This window comes from Nocardia sp. PE-7, assembly GCF_030486425.1.
GTDB classification, from domain to species: domain Bacteria; phylum Actinomycetota; class Actinomycetes; order Mycobacteriales; family Mycobacteriaceae; genus Nocardia; species Nocardia salmonicida_A.
Map to the genome: position 1 here is coordinate 2,368,007 of NZ_CP129614.1, position 14,926 is coordinate 2,382,932.

13 protein-coding genes are annotated in these 14,926 nt (G+C 67.2%); 5 read left to right on the forward strand and 8 right to left on the reverse strand.

Annotated elements, in window-relative coordinates:
- The first annotated feature begins 75 nt into the window (after positions 1 to 75).
- The 3 genes from QX204_RS11080 to QX204_RS11090 all read left to right on the forward strand — a co-directional run bounded on the left by QX204_RS11080 (position 76) and on the right by QX204_RS11090 (position 2,850).
- Positions 76 to 588: an Lrp/AsnC family transcriptional regulator gene (locus QX204_RS11080; protein ID WP_301906586.1), complete on the forward strand. Its 513-nt coding sequence runs from the start codon at positions 76 to 78 to the stop codon at positions 586 to 588.
- Between the two features lie 60 nt (positions 589 to 648).
- Positions 649 to 1,929: an MFS transporter gene (locus tag QX204_RS11085; RefSeq protein ID WP_301906587.1), complete on the forward strand. Its 1,281-nt coding sequence runs from the start codon at positions 649 to 651 to the stop codon at positions 1,927 to 1,929.
- A gap of 105 nt (positions 1,930 to 2,034) precedes the next feature.
- The gene (locus tag QX204_RS11090; protein WP_301906588.1) at positions 2,035 to 2,850 is read left to right on the forward strand and encodes a cyclase family protein; all 816 of its coding nucleotides are present in this window, start codon (positions 2,035 to 2,037) and stop codon (positions 2,848 to 2,850) included.
- A gap of 6 nt (positions 2,851 to 2,856) precedes the next feature.
- Here the strand turns inward: QX204_RS11090 and QX204_RS11095 are convergent, their stop codons facing one another.
- From QX204_RS11095 to QX204_RS11105, 3 genes are all read right to left on the reverse strand, one after another.
- A complete protein-coding gene (locus tag QX204_RS11095) occupies positions 2,857 to 4,413 on the reverse strand; it encodes an FAD-binding oxidoreductase (RefSeq protein ID WP_301906589.1) in 1,557 nt (518 codons plus the stop codon).
- A gap of 132 nt (positions 4,414 to 4,545) precedes the next feature.
- Positions 4,546 to 5,112 carry a type 1 glutamine amidotransferase domain-containing protein gene (locus QX204_RS11100; protein WP_301906590.1) on the reverse strand — a complete coding sequence of 189 codons (567 nt, stop codon included), beginning with the start codon at positions 5,110 to 5,112 and terminating at the stop codon, positions 4,546 to 4,548.
- 39 nt (positions 5,113 to 5,151) lie between these two features.
- Positions 5,152 to 5,943, reverse strand: a complete 792-nt coding sequence (locus QX204_RS11105; RefSeq protein WP_301906591.1) for a GTP pyrophosphokinase — start codon at positions 5,941 to 5,943, stop codon at positions 5,152 to 5,154.
- A gap of 253 nt (positions 5,944 to 6,196) precedes the next feature.
- On the opposite strand from QX204_RS11105, the gene QX204_RS11110 reads away from it, so the two are divergent.
- Complete coding sequence (locus tag QX204_RS11110; RefSeq protein ID WP_301906592.1) at positions 6,197 to 8,257, forward strand: AMP-binding protein; 2,061 nt, start codon at positions 6,197 to 6,199, stop codon at positions 8,255 to 8,257.
- Between the two features lie 36 nt (positions 8,258 to 8,293).
- Here QX204_RS11110 and QX204_RS11115 read toward each other — a convergent pair whose 3' ends face one another.
- The 5 genes from QX204_RS11115 to QX204_RS11135 form a co-directional block, all read right to left on the reverse strand.
- Positions 8,294 to 9,169: a CE1 family esterase gene (locus tag QX204_RS11115; protein WP_301906593.1), complete on the reverse strand. Its 876-nt coding sequence runs from the start codon at positions 9,167 to 9,169 to the stop codon at positions 8,294 to 8,296.
- Positions 9,170 to 9,279: 110 nt separating this feature from the next.
- Positions 9,280 to 10,386, reverse strand: coding sequence for a PDR/VanB family oxidoreductase (locus tag QX204_RS11120; protein ID WP_301906594.1), 1,107 nt, complete (start codon positions 10,384 to 10,386; stop codon positions 9,280 to 9,282).
- Complete coding sequence (locus tag QX204_RS11125; protein ID WP_301906595.1) at positions 10,383 to 11,282, reverse strand: metal-dependent hydrolase; 900 nt, start codon at positions 11,280 to 11,282, stop codon at positions 10,383 to 10,385. The genes QX204_RS11120 and QX204_RS11125 overlap by 4 nt, the downstream gene beginning before the upstream one ends.
- Complete coding sequence (locus tag QX204_RS11130) at positions 11,279 to 13,057, reverse strand: N-acyl-D-amino-acid deacylase family protein (RefSeq protein ID WP_301906597.1); 1,779 nt, start codon at positions 13,055 to 13,057, stop codon at positions 11,279 to 11,281. The genes QX204_RS11125 and QX204_RS11130 overlap by 4 nt, the downstream gene beginning before the upstream one ends.
- 21 nt (positions 13,058 to 13,078) lie before the next feature.
- Positions 13,079 to 14,005 (reverse strand): alpha/beta fold hydrolase, encoded by a 927-nt coding sequence (locus QX204_RS11135; protein WP_301906598.1) that lies wholly within the window; start codon positions 14,003 to 14,005, stop codon positions 13,079 to 13,081.
- A 211-nt stretch (positions 14,006 to 14,216) separates the two neighbouring features.
- Between QX204_RS11135 and QX204_RS11140 the strand changes: the two genes are divergently transcribed.
- Positions 14,217 to 14,924 carry a TetR/AcrR family transcriptional regulator gene (locus QX204_RS11140; protein ID WP_063816068.1) on the forward strand — a complete coding sequence of 236 codons (708 nt, stop codon included), beginning with the start codon at positions 14,217 to 14,219 and terminating at the stop codon, positions 14,922 to 14,924.
- Positions 14,925 to 14,926: the final 2 nt, after the last annotated feature.

Here is a 14,926-nt window from a genome sequence, read left to right on the forward strand (position 1 = left end):
GAATCAGTGCGGCGATCAGCGATAACACCTGCACAATCGACGGAATATGATGTTGAAGCCGAGTATCCTGCGGTGATGGCGTCGCGAGAGCAACACCGACCGCAACCCGTGCAACCGTTCCGTGGGTCCCCGGCGAACCTGGACGACATCGACCGCAGGCTCCTCGCCGAACTCGCCGAGGACGCGCGCGTACCCAACAATGTCCTGGCGGCGCGGGTGGGCATCGCCGCCTCGACCTGTTCGCTGCGGCTACGCAGGCTCCGCGAACTCGGTGCGATCCGCGGTTTCTACACCGACATCGCCCCGGAGGCACTGGGGCTGCCGATCCAGGCGATGATCTCGGTCCAGGTCCAACCGGCGGCTCGGGCCCGCATCGGTGAGCTCAGCGCCAAGCTCGCCGCACTGCCGGGTGTGGTGAACGTGTACTTCCTGGCCGGAACGGTCGACTTCTTGATCCAGGTCTCGGCGGCTTCGCCGGACGCGCTGCGCGAGTTCGTGACTCAGGAGCTCAGCGCGACCCGCGAATTCGCCTCGACCGAGACCAGCTTGGTCTTCGAGCACCTCCGCAGTCCGCAGCCCACGCTCTGACATCGGATCACGCCGAGTCCGGGCGCTGTGCTCGGGCGTCCTCTCTGCGACGATGTGCCCATGAGCACCGCCACCCGACCGGGTGTGATCACGGCAGGCACGCTGGTTCTGTTGTCGTCGCTGTATTTCGCGCAAGGGTTGCCGTTCGGCTTCTTCACCCAGGCGCTGCCGGTGGTACTGCGCGAATCGGGCTATTCGCTGGTGGCGATCAGCGCCTCGGGTGTGCTGTTCCTGCCCTGGGCGCTGAAGTTCCTCTGGGCGCCCTATGTCGATCGGTACGGCACCCGGCGCACCTGGCTGCTGGTGTTGCAACTGCTGTCGGCCGCGGTCGCGACGGTGTTGGCCTGCCTGGATCTGTCGTCCTCGCTGCGCTGGTTGTTTGTCGGCATCGTGGTGGTGAATCTGCTCTCGGCCACCCAGGACGTGGCCACCGACGGTTCGGCCGTGCGGTTGCTGGGTCCGCGTCAGCGCGGGCTGGGCAACGGCATCCAGGTCGGGGCCTACCGGGTCGGGATGATCGTCGGCGGCGGCGCCCTGCTGTGGTTGTACGCGCTGGCCGGGTGGCGGGCGCTGTTCCTGGCGATGGCGGCCTTGATCGTGCTCACCACCGTGCCGGTGTGGCTGATGCGCGAGCCGGTCGCCGACCGGCTGCCGAGCCCGAAGCCCGCACAGCTGCTCGGCGCCTGGTGGACCAGATTGCGCCGACCCGGCGTTCTCGCCTTCATCGCGTTGATCGGCGCGTTCAAATTCGGTGACTCGATGGCCGCGGCGCTCACCGGTCCCTTCCTGTCCGACGCCGGACTCGACCTCGGCGAGATCGCCCTGATCAAAGGTGTGCTCTCCTCGGCGGGCGCGCTGGCAGGCGCGGCCCTCGGCGGTTGGCTCGCCTACCGCTTCGGTCGCGGCAAGGCCCTGCTGATCGGCGGCGTCACCCAGACCGCGAGCATCGCGCTGTACCTGTTCGCCGCCCTCGGCCTGGGGGGTTTCGAACTTCTCGTCGCCGCGAGCCTGGCCGAGCACGTCTTCGGTGGTGCGGCCACCGTCGCCGTTTTCGCGCTGATGATGGACGCGTCCGAACCCGATTACGCGGGCAGCGACTACACCCTGCTCGCCTGCGCGATCGTCGTCGTCCAAGGCGTGGCCGGGATGGCCGCGGGCGTCGTCGGCGAACTGGCCGGTTATCCCGCGCTCTTCGCCACCGGGCTCGCCCTGTCCGGACTCGGTTGCGCCGCAATGATTCTCGGCCTGTCCCGAGGTCTCGGCCCCTCGAACCTGCACCGAGCCCTTGCTCCGACCGACGATCGGCTGCAGGACAGCGGCTTTCGCCACGTCGACAGGTAGTCGGGCGTCGGCGTCGGCGGTCCGCCCGGTCGGCCGGAAGAACCGCGGCGCGGCATCGGCCCCGATCAGACGCCGGACCCGGTTCGCTCGGCTATCTTGAGTCCGATGTGTTCGCCTGAGATCGTTCGTCTCGCCCAGCAGAGCGCGCCGCAGCCGAGTCGGCGGGCGCTGCTCGGCCTCGCGGGCCTCACCGCACTGGCCGCCGTTGCGCCCGCGCCCGCCGTCGCCGCGCCGCGTTCCGGCGTGGTCGACCTGACCCACACACTCACGCCGCACCTGCCGGTATGGCCGGGTAATCCGCCGCTGGTCATGGTTCCGGTAGCCACGCACGCCTCAGGGGGGTTCGGGCAGTTCGCGCTCGGGTACTGGGAGCACACCGGAACCCATCTCGACGCGCCCGCGCATCGGATTTCCGGCGCCACCACGACCGATGCCCTCGTCGTTGACGACCTCGTCGCGCCGCTCGTCGTCATCGATATCAGCGCCAAGGCCGCCGTCGACGCCGACGCGGTGGTGACCGTCGCCGATATCGACACCTGGCGATCACAGCACGGCGACCTTCCGGAACGGGCATTCGTCGCGATGTACTCCGGGTGGGAACGCCGCCTCGACCAACCGTCGACCTTCCTCAATCTCGACGAGCGCGGAACGCCCCACGCACCGGGGTTCTCCGCCGGCGCGGCGGAATACCTTGTCGCGCACTGCGGAATCGTCGGCGCCGGTGTCGACACGCTCAGCCTGGATTGCGGTGCCGATCCCGAATACGGGGCGCACACAACATTTCTCGGAGCTGGTCGCTACGGCGTGGAAATGCTCGCCAACCTCGCCGCGGTACCGCCGAAGGGCGCGACGGTCGTCATCGGCGCACCGAAACACGCGGGCGGCACCGGCGGACCGTGCCGGGTGCTCGCGCTCACCTGAATGTCCTCACCAGTCCGGTCGGCCGATCGAAAGCCGGTGCTGGAAGACATTTCTCGGATCCACCGCCGCTTTGACGCGCAGTAGTCGCCGATAGTTGTCACCGTAGTAGAAGGCGTGCCACGGCAGGCCGGAGGTGTTCCAGGCGGCATCGGCCAGATCCGGGTCCGGGTAGTTGATGTAACTGCCGCCGTAGGCCGCGTTCGGCACCGGAACACCACCGGTGTCGGCATGCACTTCGCGATACATCTCGCGCGCCCAGCGCAGATACCGTTCGTCGTCGAAGGGCAGTCGCCACGACGCGTGGATCAGCATCTTCATGAACGAATCCCGTGCGGGCATCGCCGTCGCGTCGGCGGCGACGGCGTTGATCGCGCCGCCGAACGGCAGGAATTCGAGCTGGGATTCGCCGAGGAAGCCGAGATCGGTGATGTAGCGGTAGAAGATTCGGAGTTGTTCGGGGGAGTACGCCTGACGCAGGTAGGCGGCTTTCACTTTGACCCGTGTGGTGTTCACGCCCTTCGCGTAATACACCTGGTTCACGGTATCCGGGTAGGACAGCTGGGTGACCGGAGTCAGTATGGGCGGCGGGAACACCCCGTCGCTCACACTGGCGACGAATTCGTCGAAACGTTTTCGCGCATCGGGTGTTTCGGCATCGAACAGGATCAGCATCTCGGCCGCGCCGGTGCCGGTCGTCCTGATCATCAGCGGCGCGTAGAGACCGGCGAATTCATTCCCCGGCGCACTGTGGCGTTCGAAGAACCCGAGATAGTTACCGAGCAACCGGACGAACGAATCCTCGGTCGTGATCGGCACGATCAGTCGCGCGTTCAGCATGCTCGCCGGCGGTTTCGGCAGTGCGCGCGTGGGGTCCGCGCCGTCGGAATCGGGAGATCGCAGCAGATAGCGGGTCACCACACCGAAATTGCCGCCGCCGCCACCGGTGTGCGCCCACCACAGGTCACGCTCGGGACCGTCTTCGGTCGCCACAACCACTTTCGCGGTGCCGTCGGCATCGACGGTGACGACTTCGACCCCGGCCAGGTGATCGGCCACCAGGCCGAATCGCCGTGACAACGGACCATATCCGCCACCGCAGACATGACCGCCCATCCCGACACCGAGGCAGATCCCACCCGGCACCGTCACGCCCCAACGGTGCAGCGCGTTGTAGACGGTGCCGATATCGGCGCCCGCGTCGACGGAGAACGCGCGGTGGTGTTCGTCCCAGTACACCGCACTGAGTCTGCCGAGGTCGATGATCGAACGGGTCCGCGCGTTGTCGACGAAATCGTCGAAGCAATGCCCGCCCGAGCGCGCCGCGATTCCGCCGTCTGCGCCCACAGCCCTGGCGACCGCGCTGCGAACCTCCTCGGCGCTGGTCGGCACATAGATCTTCGCCGGTTGCGCCAGGAACCGCCGGTTGTACCCGCGCGAGGCCAGCGACTCGAAATCACCCGCACCGAGCACCCGCTCCTCGGCGCGGCCCGCGGGCATTCCGAGCGCGACCATCGCGCCGCCCGCCGCGGCCGCGGTGATCAACTTCCGACGTGAGAGCGCCACCGGATTCCTTTCGCACCACGCTGTTCGAGATGAACCTGCTCGGACAGTAGCGGACTCGCCGGTGGGCGGATGGCGGAAATACCCAGAGGTCGCAGTGGTTGTGAGTTCGATATCGAGGCACCGCGGCCGAGGCTAGGTGGCGGCCGGGTGGCGTCCCTGAGCGAACTCTTCGACGATCTTGGCGCAGAACGCGGGCAGATCATCGGGATTGCGACTCGAGACCAAGCCCCGGTCCACGACGACCTCCTCGTCGACAACGGTGCCACCGGCATTACGGATATCGGTGCGCACGCTGGGATAAGAGGTGAGCGTGCGGCCGCGCACGGCGTCGGCCTCGACCAGCGTCCACGGTCCGTGACAGATCACGCCGACCGGCTTACCGGTGCCGACGAATTCTTTGACGAAGCGGACCGCCGCGGGATCTCGGCGGAGTTTGTCGGGGTTGGTGGTGCCGCCCGCGAGAAGTAGTGCGTCGAAGTCGGCCGGGCTCACGTCGGCGACCAGCTCGTCGACGGTGAAGGTGTCACCTTTCTCGATGTCGTGGTTCATCGCCTGGATGGTGCCGGAGGCGAGGGACACCAGCGTGGTGACGGCGCCCGCGTCTTCCACCGCTGCGCGGGGTCGGACGAGTTCGACCTGCTCCACCCCGTCGGTGGCGAGGATCGCGACGCGCTTTCCTGTCAGCGTTCGGTCGGTCATCTTCGGCTCCTTCCTGGTTGTGGCGCCCAGCAGGCGATGTCAGGCCGGTGGATCGGTGGGGCGGAGGTAGACGGGGTGGCCGCCGGTGAGGCTGTTGTACAGCACGCTGAGGTCCAGGGAGTCGGCGCTCGGCTTCGGCTTCGGGTGCGCGCTGCGGTCGACCTGGCGGTGCAGGGCTTCCATCTTCTCGTCGAGCTGGGTGGCGACCTCGGCGGCCTGGGCGAGGTCGGTGCGCAGGTTCGGGGGGACCTCGCCGCGGTACTTGTAGTAGATCTTGTGCTCGAGGCTGGCCCAGAAATCCATCGCGATCGTGCGGATCTGGATCTCCACCGGAATCCGCTCGGTGCGGTCGGAGCGGAACACCGGGATCGACACGATCAGGTGCATGCTCTGGTAGCCGTTCGGTTTGCGGTGGGTGATGTAGTCGCGCTCCTCGATGACCGTGATGTCTTCCTGACCGGCCAGCATGTCCCGGATGGTGCCGATATCGGAGATGAAGCTGCACACCACCCTGACCCCGGCGATATCGAGCACGTTGTCCCTGATCGCGGCCAGATTCATCGCGTAATTCTTGCGCCGGACTTTCTCGAGGACGCTTTCGGGCGACTTGAGCCGCGACCCCACGTGCTCGATGGGGTTGTACTCGTGGGTGTTGTTGAAGTCCTCGCGTAAGATATTGATCTTGGTCGTCACCTCGTCGATCGCGAACTTGTAGCCGAGCATGAAGTCGACGAACTGCTCCCGCAAGGCCCGCAGGTCATCGATGCCGACGCCTTCGCCGTTGCCGAGGGTGCTCTCGTCGGTGCTGGGATCGCGCTGCCAAGGTTTCATCGATATCCATTGTGCCGTTTTCATGGCGAATGCCTCGGCCGGCCGCTGACGGGAGATATTGGCATCTGTCACAGGCACCGGGGGTTGTGTTCGTTCGGTCACCAGAATCCGTAGATATTTCGTTCGGCCACGCGCGGACGGGCCGATGATGACTTCTGGTGCAGTGCCTCACGACGGGCACCGTCACGGCACGGGGGCCGAGGCGAGCAGGCACTACCCGGCAGTGTGGCCGGGCCGAGGAAGGCGCGCAGCAATGCCGAGTGATGTCGTCGATGTGTCCGTGGAGTTCTCCGTCTCGCGCCGGGCGATGTGGGATGTATTACTCGAGCCGCAGAGCTACCCGCGGCTGTGGGCCGGGATCGGGGGCTGTGATCGGGTGTCGAACCCCGACGGGAGCACCGTGTGGGAGGTCAGGATCGGGGACAGGGCGGTCGGCGTGCGCCGGACCGGGCTGGTGCTGACCATCGGGCGCTGGTACGAGAGTTTCGAACTGCACAATCCTGAATCCGGCAGTTTCGCCATGATCCGGCTCACCGGGGACGAGCGACGCACGAGGGTGAGCGTCACCGTCTTCGCCGTGCCGCGGCTGCACCCGTCGCTGGCCGGCGTCACGAACTCGGTGATCGTCGGGTGGGTCAAGGACGGTCTGCGTCGCGCGGCCGATGTCGTGGGCGGCGCGCGCACCTCGGTGGTGGCCAATGGCAACCGGGCGCCGATCCGACGCAAATCCGAGATCGTGCGCTGGTGGGTGCACTCGGGTCAGGTCTCGCCGCCGCTGACCTCGGCCAGGCAGCTGCGGTCGCTGTACCGATGGGGATTCAATCTGGCGGGCGGCTACGCCGCCGGCGCCGCGCACAGCCCGGACCAGATCGCGCTGATCGACGACAGCAGCACCGCCAGCTTCGCCGAAACCGACAAACGGACCACCGCGTTGGCGGGCGCGATGTACGAGGTGGGGCTGCGTGCGGGTGACGCGGTGGGCCTGCTGGCCGGAAACCATTGCGGCATGGTCGAATCCATGGTCGCGGCGGGCAAGCTCGGTGTCGACGTCGCGCTGCTGAACTCGGGGCTCTCGGGGCGTCAGATCGAGGATATCGTGCAGCGGCACCGGCTTTCGGCGTTGTTCGTCGACACCGATCTGGCTCATCTCGTGCAGTACCTGCACGCCGACCTGCCGCGTTTCTTCACCGACGACGTCCCCGCCGACCCGACGCGGATCACGATCGAAGAGCTCATCGCGGCCCGCGACTCGAAGTTTCCCGTCCCGACGGTGCCAGGACGTCAGATCGTGCTCACCTCGGGCACCAGCGGCACCCCGAAGGGAGCGCGGCGCCCGCACCCGAAGGGCTTCGAAACCCTGGTCGCGCTGCTGTCACTGATCCCGATCCGCGCGGGCAGCACCATGATGATCCCGGCGCCGCTGTTTCACACCTGGGGGTTGTCGGCGCTGCAATTGAGCACCGCGGTGCGGGCCACAGTGGTGCTGACGCAGGGCTTCGACGCCGAGGAATGCCTGCGCCGGATCACCGAACATGGAGTGAACACGCTCATCGCGGTGCCGACCATGGTGCAGCGACTGGTCGACCTGCCCGCCGAGGTGCGCGATCGGTACGACCTGAGCAGCCTGCAGCATGTGATCAGCTGTGGCGCACCACTGGCGGCGGTCACCGTCGACCGGTTCCTCGACGACTACGGCGACGTCCTCTACAACCTCTACGGTTCCACGGAGGTCTCCTGGGCCAGCGTGGCCGGGCCCGACGACCTGCGCGCCGCGCCCACTACCGCGGGACGCCCCCCACTGGGTACCAAGATCGCGATCCTCGATGCCGAGCACAAAGCAGTGCCGATCGGCGTGGTCGGGCGGATCTTCGTCGGCAACCACATGCTCTTCGACGGCTACGTCAGCGATTCACCGCCCGAGGAATCCGACGGCATGCTGGACACCGGCGATCTCGGTTACCTCGACGCCGAAGGCAGGCTGTTCGTGGCGGGGCGCGACGACGAGATGATCATCTCCGGCGGTGAGAACGTCTTCCCTCGACCGGTGGAGGAAGCGTTGGCGTATCTGCCGCAGGTCAGCGATGTCGCGGTGGTCGGCGTGCCGGATCGCGAATTCGGCCAGCGACTGGCCGCGTTCCTGGTCAAGAACGAGGGCTCGGGACTCGACTCGGACATGGTGCGCACCTACGTGCGAAACCGCCTCAGCCGCTTCTCCGTCCCGCGCGATGTCACCTTCCTCAACGCGCTGCCGCGCGGAGAGACCGGCAAGGTGCTCAAGCGGTTGCTGGTGGACCCGGAAGGGCTGGTCGGCTGAGCCGGAGCACGGCGACCAGCCCTCGCGCCGGGGGTGTTACGGGCGCGGGTTGGCCTGGAACAACTGCCACATCCGGTTCATCATCTCGGTGCGCCGCGCTCCCGACGGCCAGGTATGGCTGCCGCCGTTGTAGACCCGCCACAGGACCTCGGTGCCTGCCTCACAGTCCCAGTGCCGGGAATCCTTGACGTCGGTGCCGCCGCCGGGCTGCTCGTTCTGGCACGGCCGGTTTTCCCAGCTCCAATACATGACGTGGCCGTAGGCGATGGGCTCGAGCACGATGGGATCGCTCGCCGAGGCGAACACGCCCCACGAGACCGCGCGGGCGGGATTGCAGCCGGTCGGCGGGGGTGCGGGTGCGTAGACAGCGCCCGAGGCGAACACCTCCGGTGCGGTGCAGGCCGCGCGCGAGGCCATCTGGCCACCGTTGGAGTGGCCGGTGAGATGGACCCGACTGCGGTTCACCCCGTACTGCGTGGCGACCTGGTTGACGACATTCTTGATATGCGTGACGTCGGCCGCATCGGCGTTCCAGCCCCAACCGGGGGAGCCGTCCGACTTGCACTCCTTCTTGGTACCCCGGGGGTAGACGACGATGAACTTGTGCTGATCGGCGAGGGCGTTCCACCCCCACGCCCCCTCGACGCTTTCGGGCGAGTCGTAACCACCGTGGAGGGCGACCACGAGCGGTGCCCCGGCCGGCACGCCTGACGGGACGTGAACGCGGTAGTGCCGACCTTCGAACCCGATGTTGCCGGGGTAGTTCGGCGGCGTCGGGCATTCGTCGGCAGCCGGACTTTCGAGAACTGCGCGGTCGGCATGGCCTGGCGCGGCCGCCGGGACCGCGAGTAGTAGGGCTGCGCAGGACGCGCCGAACAGCGCGGCCAGGCGTTTGATCAGAGAGGACGCCACGGAAACTCCTTGTGTGCGAACGGTATTGCAAATCGCACACTACGCGGACAGTGGTGTTCTTCGATGCCGATTGACCCGTGGGGGATGAGACGGGAAAACTACGCTCGGCCTCAGAGGTCGAGAACCAGGCGCTTTCCCGCGCAGCGGGAAACGCATGCCAGCGTCACCCCGGCAGCATGCTCGTCGGGGGTCAGCGCGCCGTCGCGGTGATCGGGGGTGCCGTCGGTGACACGGACGACGCAGGTGCGACAGAAGCCCTGGCGACACGAGTAGGGCTGGTCGGGGCGCACCGTCAGCAGTGCGTCGAGCATGGTCTGGTCGGCGCCGACGGCGATGACCTCGCCGGTGCTCGTCAACTCCACCTCGAACGCGGTGCCGTCGACAACCGGTGTGGGAGAGAACCTTTCGGAGTGGAACTCGATGCCGGGCATCGTGCGCACAGCGGCGACCAAGGCGGCCGTCATCGGGGTGGGTCCACAGCAGTAGATCGCCGTGTCGTGGTCGACACCGTCGAGAAGATCTGTGGCACCGGGTGTTCCGTGCTCGTCATCGGTGCGCACCACCACGTGTCCGCGGAGTTCGGCGAGCTCGTCGAGGAAGGGCAGGGTGTCGCGGCTTCGCCCGCAATAGACCAGGGTCCAGGCGATGCCGAGCCGGTCGGCGGCCCGCGCCATCGCCAGGATCGGAGTGATGCCGATGCCGCCCGCGACGAAATGCAGGCGTTTCGCCGACGAGCCACGCCCCGGGGGCGCGAACGGGAACGCGTTACGCGGCCCACGGATCACCACCGCGGTGCCGACCGGCAACTCGTCGTGGATCTCGATCGACCCGCCGCCACCGTGCGGAATACGACGCACCGCGATGCGGTACTCCCCGGTTTCGGCCGGGTCGCCACACAACGAGTACTGCCGTAGCCGCCCGGACGGGAGCTCGATGTCGATGTGCGCGCCCGGCGCCCACCGGGGCAGCTGAGCGCCATCGGGTGCGCGCAGCCCCAGATTGATCACGGCCTGGTCCTCGGCCACCAGCGCCCGATCGGTGACGACCACCGGGAAGCGGGCGTCGTCGGCCCTGGTGAGCAGGGGGCGACGGTTGATCAATGTCGACCAGCGCACGCGCAGGTTCGCGACCGTGTCGAGCACTCTGGTCGTCGGGTCGTGCTCGTGTTTGCCGTACAGATCCGGCGGGATCACCGTGGGTGCGGGATAGACGGTCACCGGTCCGCCGCCCTGGCTGCCGGTGACTTGGCCAGATAGGCGATGGCCTGCTCGGTGGAGCCGACATTCGCCGGGTCGTAGCGCGGGTTGAACGTGGACCCGGCACTGATCAACAGGGCCGGGATGCCCGGCAGCGCGCCCCGCCACATCGCTCCCAGGATCTTCCAGATCAACCGGGGATAGCCGATATTCGGCAGCTCCGGATCCTGATTGACCAGATACTTCGTGCCGCGCACGATCAAGCTGAGCAGGATCGGGATGACGAGCAGCATGATTCCCGCCCGCCGGATATACCCGGCCCCGAAGTAGATCGCGACATCGTGGGCGACGCTGCGATGCTCGACTTCCTCGGCCCCGTGCCAGCGGAACAGGTCGAGCACACGTGGCTCGGCGCCGTGGGATTCCAAGTCGGCGTTGAGGATCCAGTCACCGAGCCAGGCGAAGAAGTGTTCGAGGCTGGCGATGAACGTCAACCGTTCGACCAGGCGGGTCTGGGCCGCTTGCGGGCTGCCCTCGCGCGCGCCGAGCGAGTTGCGGAAGACATACTCCATCTGACGGGTGTAGGGCGCGGTGTCGATGTGGTGGGCGGCGAAAACCTGATCGAGCACCTTGGCGTGGGTTTCGGCGTGCATCGACTCCTGGCCGATGAACCCGAGCATGGCCTCGCGCACCTTCGCGTCCCGCACGTAGGGGAGTGCGTCGCGGTAGGTGGCACAGAACATCCGCTCGCCCTCGGGCAGCAGCAGGTTCAGCGAGTTCACCACGTGTGAGGCGATCGGCTCCGACGGCATCCAGTGCAGCGGTGCCGAGGTCCAGTCGAACTTCACATTGCGTGCCTGCAGGGCGACATCAGGTGTGCGCAGGGTCTCGGCCGCGCGCCGGTTGGGGAGTTTCATCGGGTCTCCTGTGCGAGGCGAGCGGAGTTGTGATGTCCTGCGCGCAGGAACTGTCCGGTTCCCCAGTCCGCGCCGATGCCGGACGCTACTTCGCCCGCGCCGAAAACGCGGCGGCCGTTCACGACGGTCGCGACGACGGCGCGGTCGTTGCGGTTGACCATCCGGTCCAGGCCGAATTCGGGCAGCGGCGCTTCGTGGAGCCGGTGCACCTCCTCGTCGAGTCCGGCCGGGTCGATGACGACCAGGTCGGCCCGATCGCCTTCGCGCAGGTGACCGGCGTCGATCTGGTACCAGTCGGCGAGTTCACCGGTGAGACGGTGGACGGCACGTTCGGTGCTCAGGAACGGCTTGCCGGATTCCTGGGCGCGCAGCACCCTTTCGAGCAGGCGTAGCGGGAAGTTGTAGAACGACATGTTGCGCAGGTGCGCGCCCGCGTCGCCGAATCCCATCTGCACGCCCGGGCTCGCGGCGAGCTTGTTCAGATAGTCGGGGCGATCGTTGGCGATGGTCGTGCGCCACCGCAGCGCCGGGCCGTGCTCGACAACCATGTCGAGGTAGGCGTCGACCGGATGCAGGCCACGGTCCTTGCCGACCTGGCCGATCGACTTGCCGACCACCGACTCGTCGGGGCAGGCGATGATCTCGGCATCGAAGAAATTGCGGTGCCAGATGCGGGGGGTGAACTTGTTGTCGTACTGCTTGCGGAACCAGCGACGGTACGGCTCACTCTGCAGCAACTCGTTGCGTTCGACCTGATCCTTGAGATGCAGGGCCGCGGCGCCTGCGCCGAACTCCTCGAACACCACCAGGTCGATACCGTCGGCGTAGACGGTGAACGGCACGGGCAGATGCTGCCACCGGAAGTCGGTGCGGGCGAAGCGATTCAGCAGCGGCGCGGCGTAGAGCATGAACCACACCAGCGGCGGGTAGGCCTTGGAGTCGGCCGCCGACAGCAGCGAGGTGCGCAGCCGCGGTCGGCCGATGCCGGCGCTGGCGAGGAAGAACTTGGCGATGTTGGGGCTCAGGCTGACCGTCGGGGCGCTCTGCAGCACCCGGTCCCGCTTGCGCAACACCTTGTTGAGCGCGCGCACCTCTTTGCCGCGGGTGTAGGTCGACGGCAGCGACCGCGACCGGTATTCCTCGCCGTCGATCTTGTCGAGTTTGTTCGTCATCGACGACAGTCCGAGGAAGCCTGCGTCGATCGCGGCGTCGAGCAGGGTGGTCATCTGCTCGATCTCGGCGGCGGTGGGTTCGGTGTCGCGGGTGACCGCGCGGCCGAGCCCGAGGACATGGGTGCGCAGATCGGAGTGTCCGAGGAACGCGGCGACGTTGGGACCCAACGGCAACGCGTCGAGCGCCTTGGCGTATTCGCCCGGATCCGACCAGGTTCGGTGCTTGTCGAGGGCGCCGTGCACCGCGTCGCGGGGCACGGCCTCGACGCGGCTGAACAGATCCGCGCAGTCGGCGTTGGAGGCCAGGACCGTCGACAGCGAGCAGTTGCCGACGACGACGGTGGTGACGCCGTGGCGCAGCGACTCCGACAACTCGGGCTTGATCAGCATTTCGGCGTCGTAGTGGGTGTGGACGTCGACGAAGCCGGGCAGCACCCATTTACCCGCGGCGTCGATCACCTCGGTGTCGGCGCCGATCGGCAGCGGGTCCACCGAGACGGCCTCGACGATGCCGTCGCGGATGCCGAGATTGCGCTGTGCGGACGCGGCTCCGGTGCCGTCGAACCAGCGACCGTCGGTAATGACGATATCGAAATCGAGCATCGGCTTTTCTCTCCTTCGTCGCTACTTGGGCTGAGCCTGGATGAACGCGTCGGCGTATCCGGCGATTGCGGCGGGGTCGGAGTAGGGCAGCCAGTGCCCGCGCGACAGGTCGTGGCGCACGACCTGATCGGCCCACTTCGCGGTGTCGTCGTAGCCCGCGGGGCGCACGGCGATGTCACGGGTGTTCACGAGCAACTGCACCGGAACGGTGGTGCGTCGTTCCCGCGGCCCGAACATGCGGGCGATGATGTTGGCCTTGTAGAAGCGCAGCCCCGAGATCATGTCCTGTTTCAGGGTCGGCGCCAGTGAGATCTGCTCGGCGGGGGTGCCCTCGATCACGCGAAGGAACAGCTTCCAGCTCTTCTCGGTGCCCACGAGCCGGAAGAACAGGCCCGGCAGGATCGGCAGCATGAAGAAGGTGGTGTAGGCCGAGGACAGGCACTGGCTGAGCGTGCCCCAGATGCCGCGCGGGGTACCCGACAGCACGCCACGACGCATCCAGGTGGCCAGGTGGTCGAGATTCGGGCCCGAGATCGAGGTGAACGACGCCACGTACTGGTCCGCGCCCGGCTCGCACACCGCTTCCCAGACCTGGACCGAGCCCCAGTCGTGGGCCACGACGTGCACGGGTTCGGTGGGGCTCACGGCCTCCACCACGGCGAAGAAGTCGGTCGCGAGACGGTTCAGCTCGTAGGCCGACACCTCGGTCGGCGCGCTGGATCGACCGTACCCGCGAGTGTCGTAGGAGATCACGCGATATCTGCCCGACAGCAGCGGCACGACGCTGTCCCACAGGTGATGGGTGTCGGGCCACCCGTGGACGAGGACCACCGGAATGCCGTCTTCGGGACCGAATTCGTAGACAGCGAGCGAGATGTCGCCGTTGCGCACCAGATGCGATCTGGACGACGCTGCCGCGGGACTGTCGGTGCCGGTTTCGCGCGTCATACGAGACTCCTTCCGCACGGGGCTTCGTTGCTCCGTGCACAATCGATAGTACCGACGGTACCGATATGCGGTACGCGGGGTATCGAAAATATAGTGGGGATCTCGCGGCCCGCTGTCAACAAGACCGCCGAGACTGCCCGCGACAGGGCGGCGGAGCCGTCGCCGCGCGCCGCTATCCTGGCCGTACGCGAAGGGCGGATCAGGGAGAACAGTGACTACATCGTCGAGGCCGGTGCGCCGGTCGCCAGTACGGTTGCTCACCCGCGAACAGGTCATCGCGGGTGCGGTGCGGTGCATCGACCGCGACGGACCGCAGGTGAGCATGGAAACGCTGGCCCGGGAGATGGGCGTGGCCAAACCGCGTCTGTACCGGATGTTCGCCGACAAATCCGAGCTCGACGGCGCGGTGTCGGATTGGCTCGTCGCGCAGGTCTACGCCGCCGTCGCGCCGGACCTCTCGCTGATCATGCAACCGCCGCGGGCCACGATCCATCGGTTCCTCACCGCCTATGCCGGGGTCATCGCCGAGCATCCCGATGTGTTCCGTTTTCTCGTGCTCACCCAGAGCGTGTCGAGCGCCGACCCGTCCGCTCGGCCGTTGGACATCGGTCGGCGCCTCTCGCACGATCTCGCCGAGCGCAGCCGCAGTGTGCTGTCCTCGGTCGCACTCGATACCGACGGTATCGATCATCTGCTGCGCGGCATCGTCGGCTTCGTCATGGCCGTCACCGACCTCTGGCTCGACACCGATCCTGTCCCGCTGCCGGAGCCGACGGCATTGTTCGTCGATCGGACGACCAATGCCGTCGTCCAGTTGTTCGACGGCTTTCTCCGGGAGAAGGGTGTCGTCATCAAGCCCGATATGTCGGTGGCGGCGACGCTGGCCACGATCACCGAAACCGCGCCGCCGCTCGACTGACC

What these genes read in the sequence shown, in the direction of transcription:
- QX204_RS11110 (WP_301906592.1), top strand. Translation starts at nt 6,197, where the DNA reads ATGCCGAGTGATGTCGTCGATGTGTCCGTGGAGTTCTCCGTCTCGCGC.
- QX204_RS11090 (WP_301906588.1), top strand. Translation starts at nt 2,035, where the DNA reads ATGTGTTCGCCTGAGATCGTTCGTCTCGCCCAGCAGAGCGCGCCGCAG.
- QX204_RS11125 (WP_301906595.1), bottom strand. Translation starts at nt 11,282, where the DNA reads ATGAAACTCCCCAACCGGCGCGCGGCCGAGACCCTGCGCACACCTGAT.
- QX204_RS11080 (WP_301906586.1), top strand. Translation starts at nt 76, where the DNA reads ATGGCGTCGCGAGAGCAACACCGACCGCAACCCGTGCAACCGTTCCGT.
- QX204_RS11105 (WP_301906591.1), bottom strand. Translation starts at nt 5,943, where the DNA reads ATGAAACCTTGGCAGCGCGATCCCAGCACCGACGAGAGCACCCTCGGC.
- QX204_RS11085 (WP_301906587.1), top strand. Translation starts at nt 649, where the DNA reads ATGAGCACCGCCACCCGACCGGGTGTGATCACGGCAGGCACGCTGGTT.
- QX204_RS11130 (WP_301906597.1), bottom strand. Translation starts at nt 13,057, where the DNA reads ATGCTCGATTTCGATATCGTCATTACCGACGGTCGCTGGTTCGACGGC.
- QX204_RS11135 (WP_301906598.1), bottom strand. Translation starts at nt 14,005, where the DNA reads ATGACGCGCGAAACCGGCACCGACAGTCCCGCGGCAGCGTCGTCCAGA.
- QX204_RS11100 (WP_301906590.1), bottom strand. Translation starts at nt 5,112, where the DNA reads ATGACCGACCGAACGCTGACAGGAAAGCGCGTCGCGATCCTCGCCACC.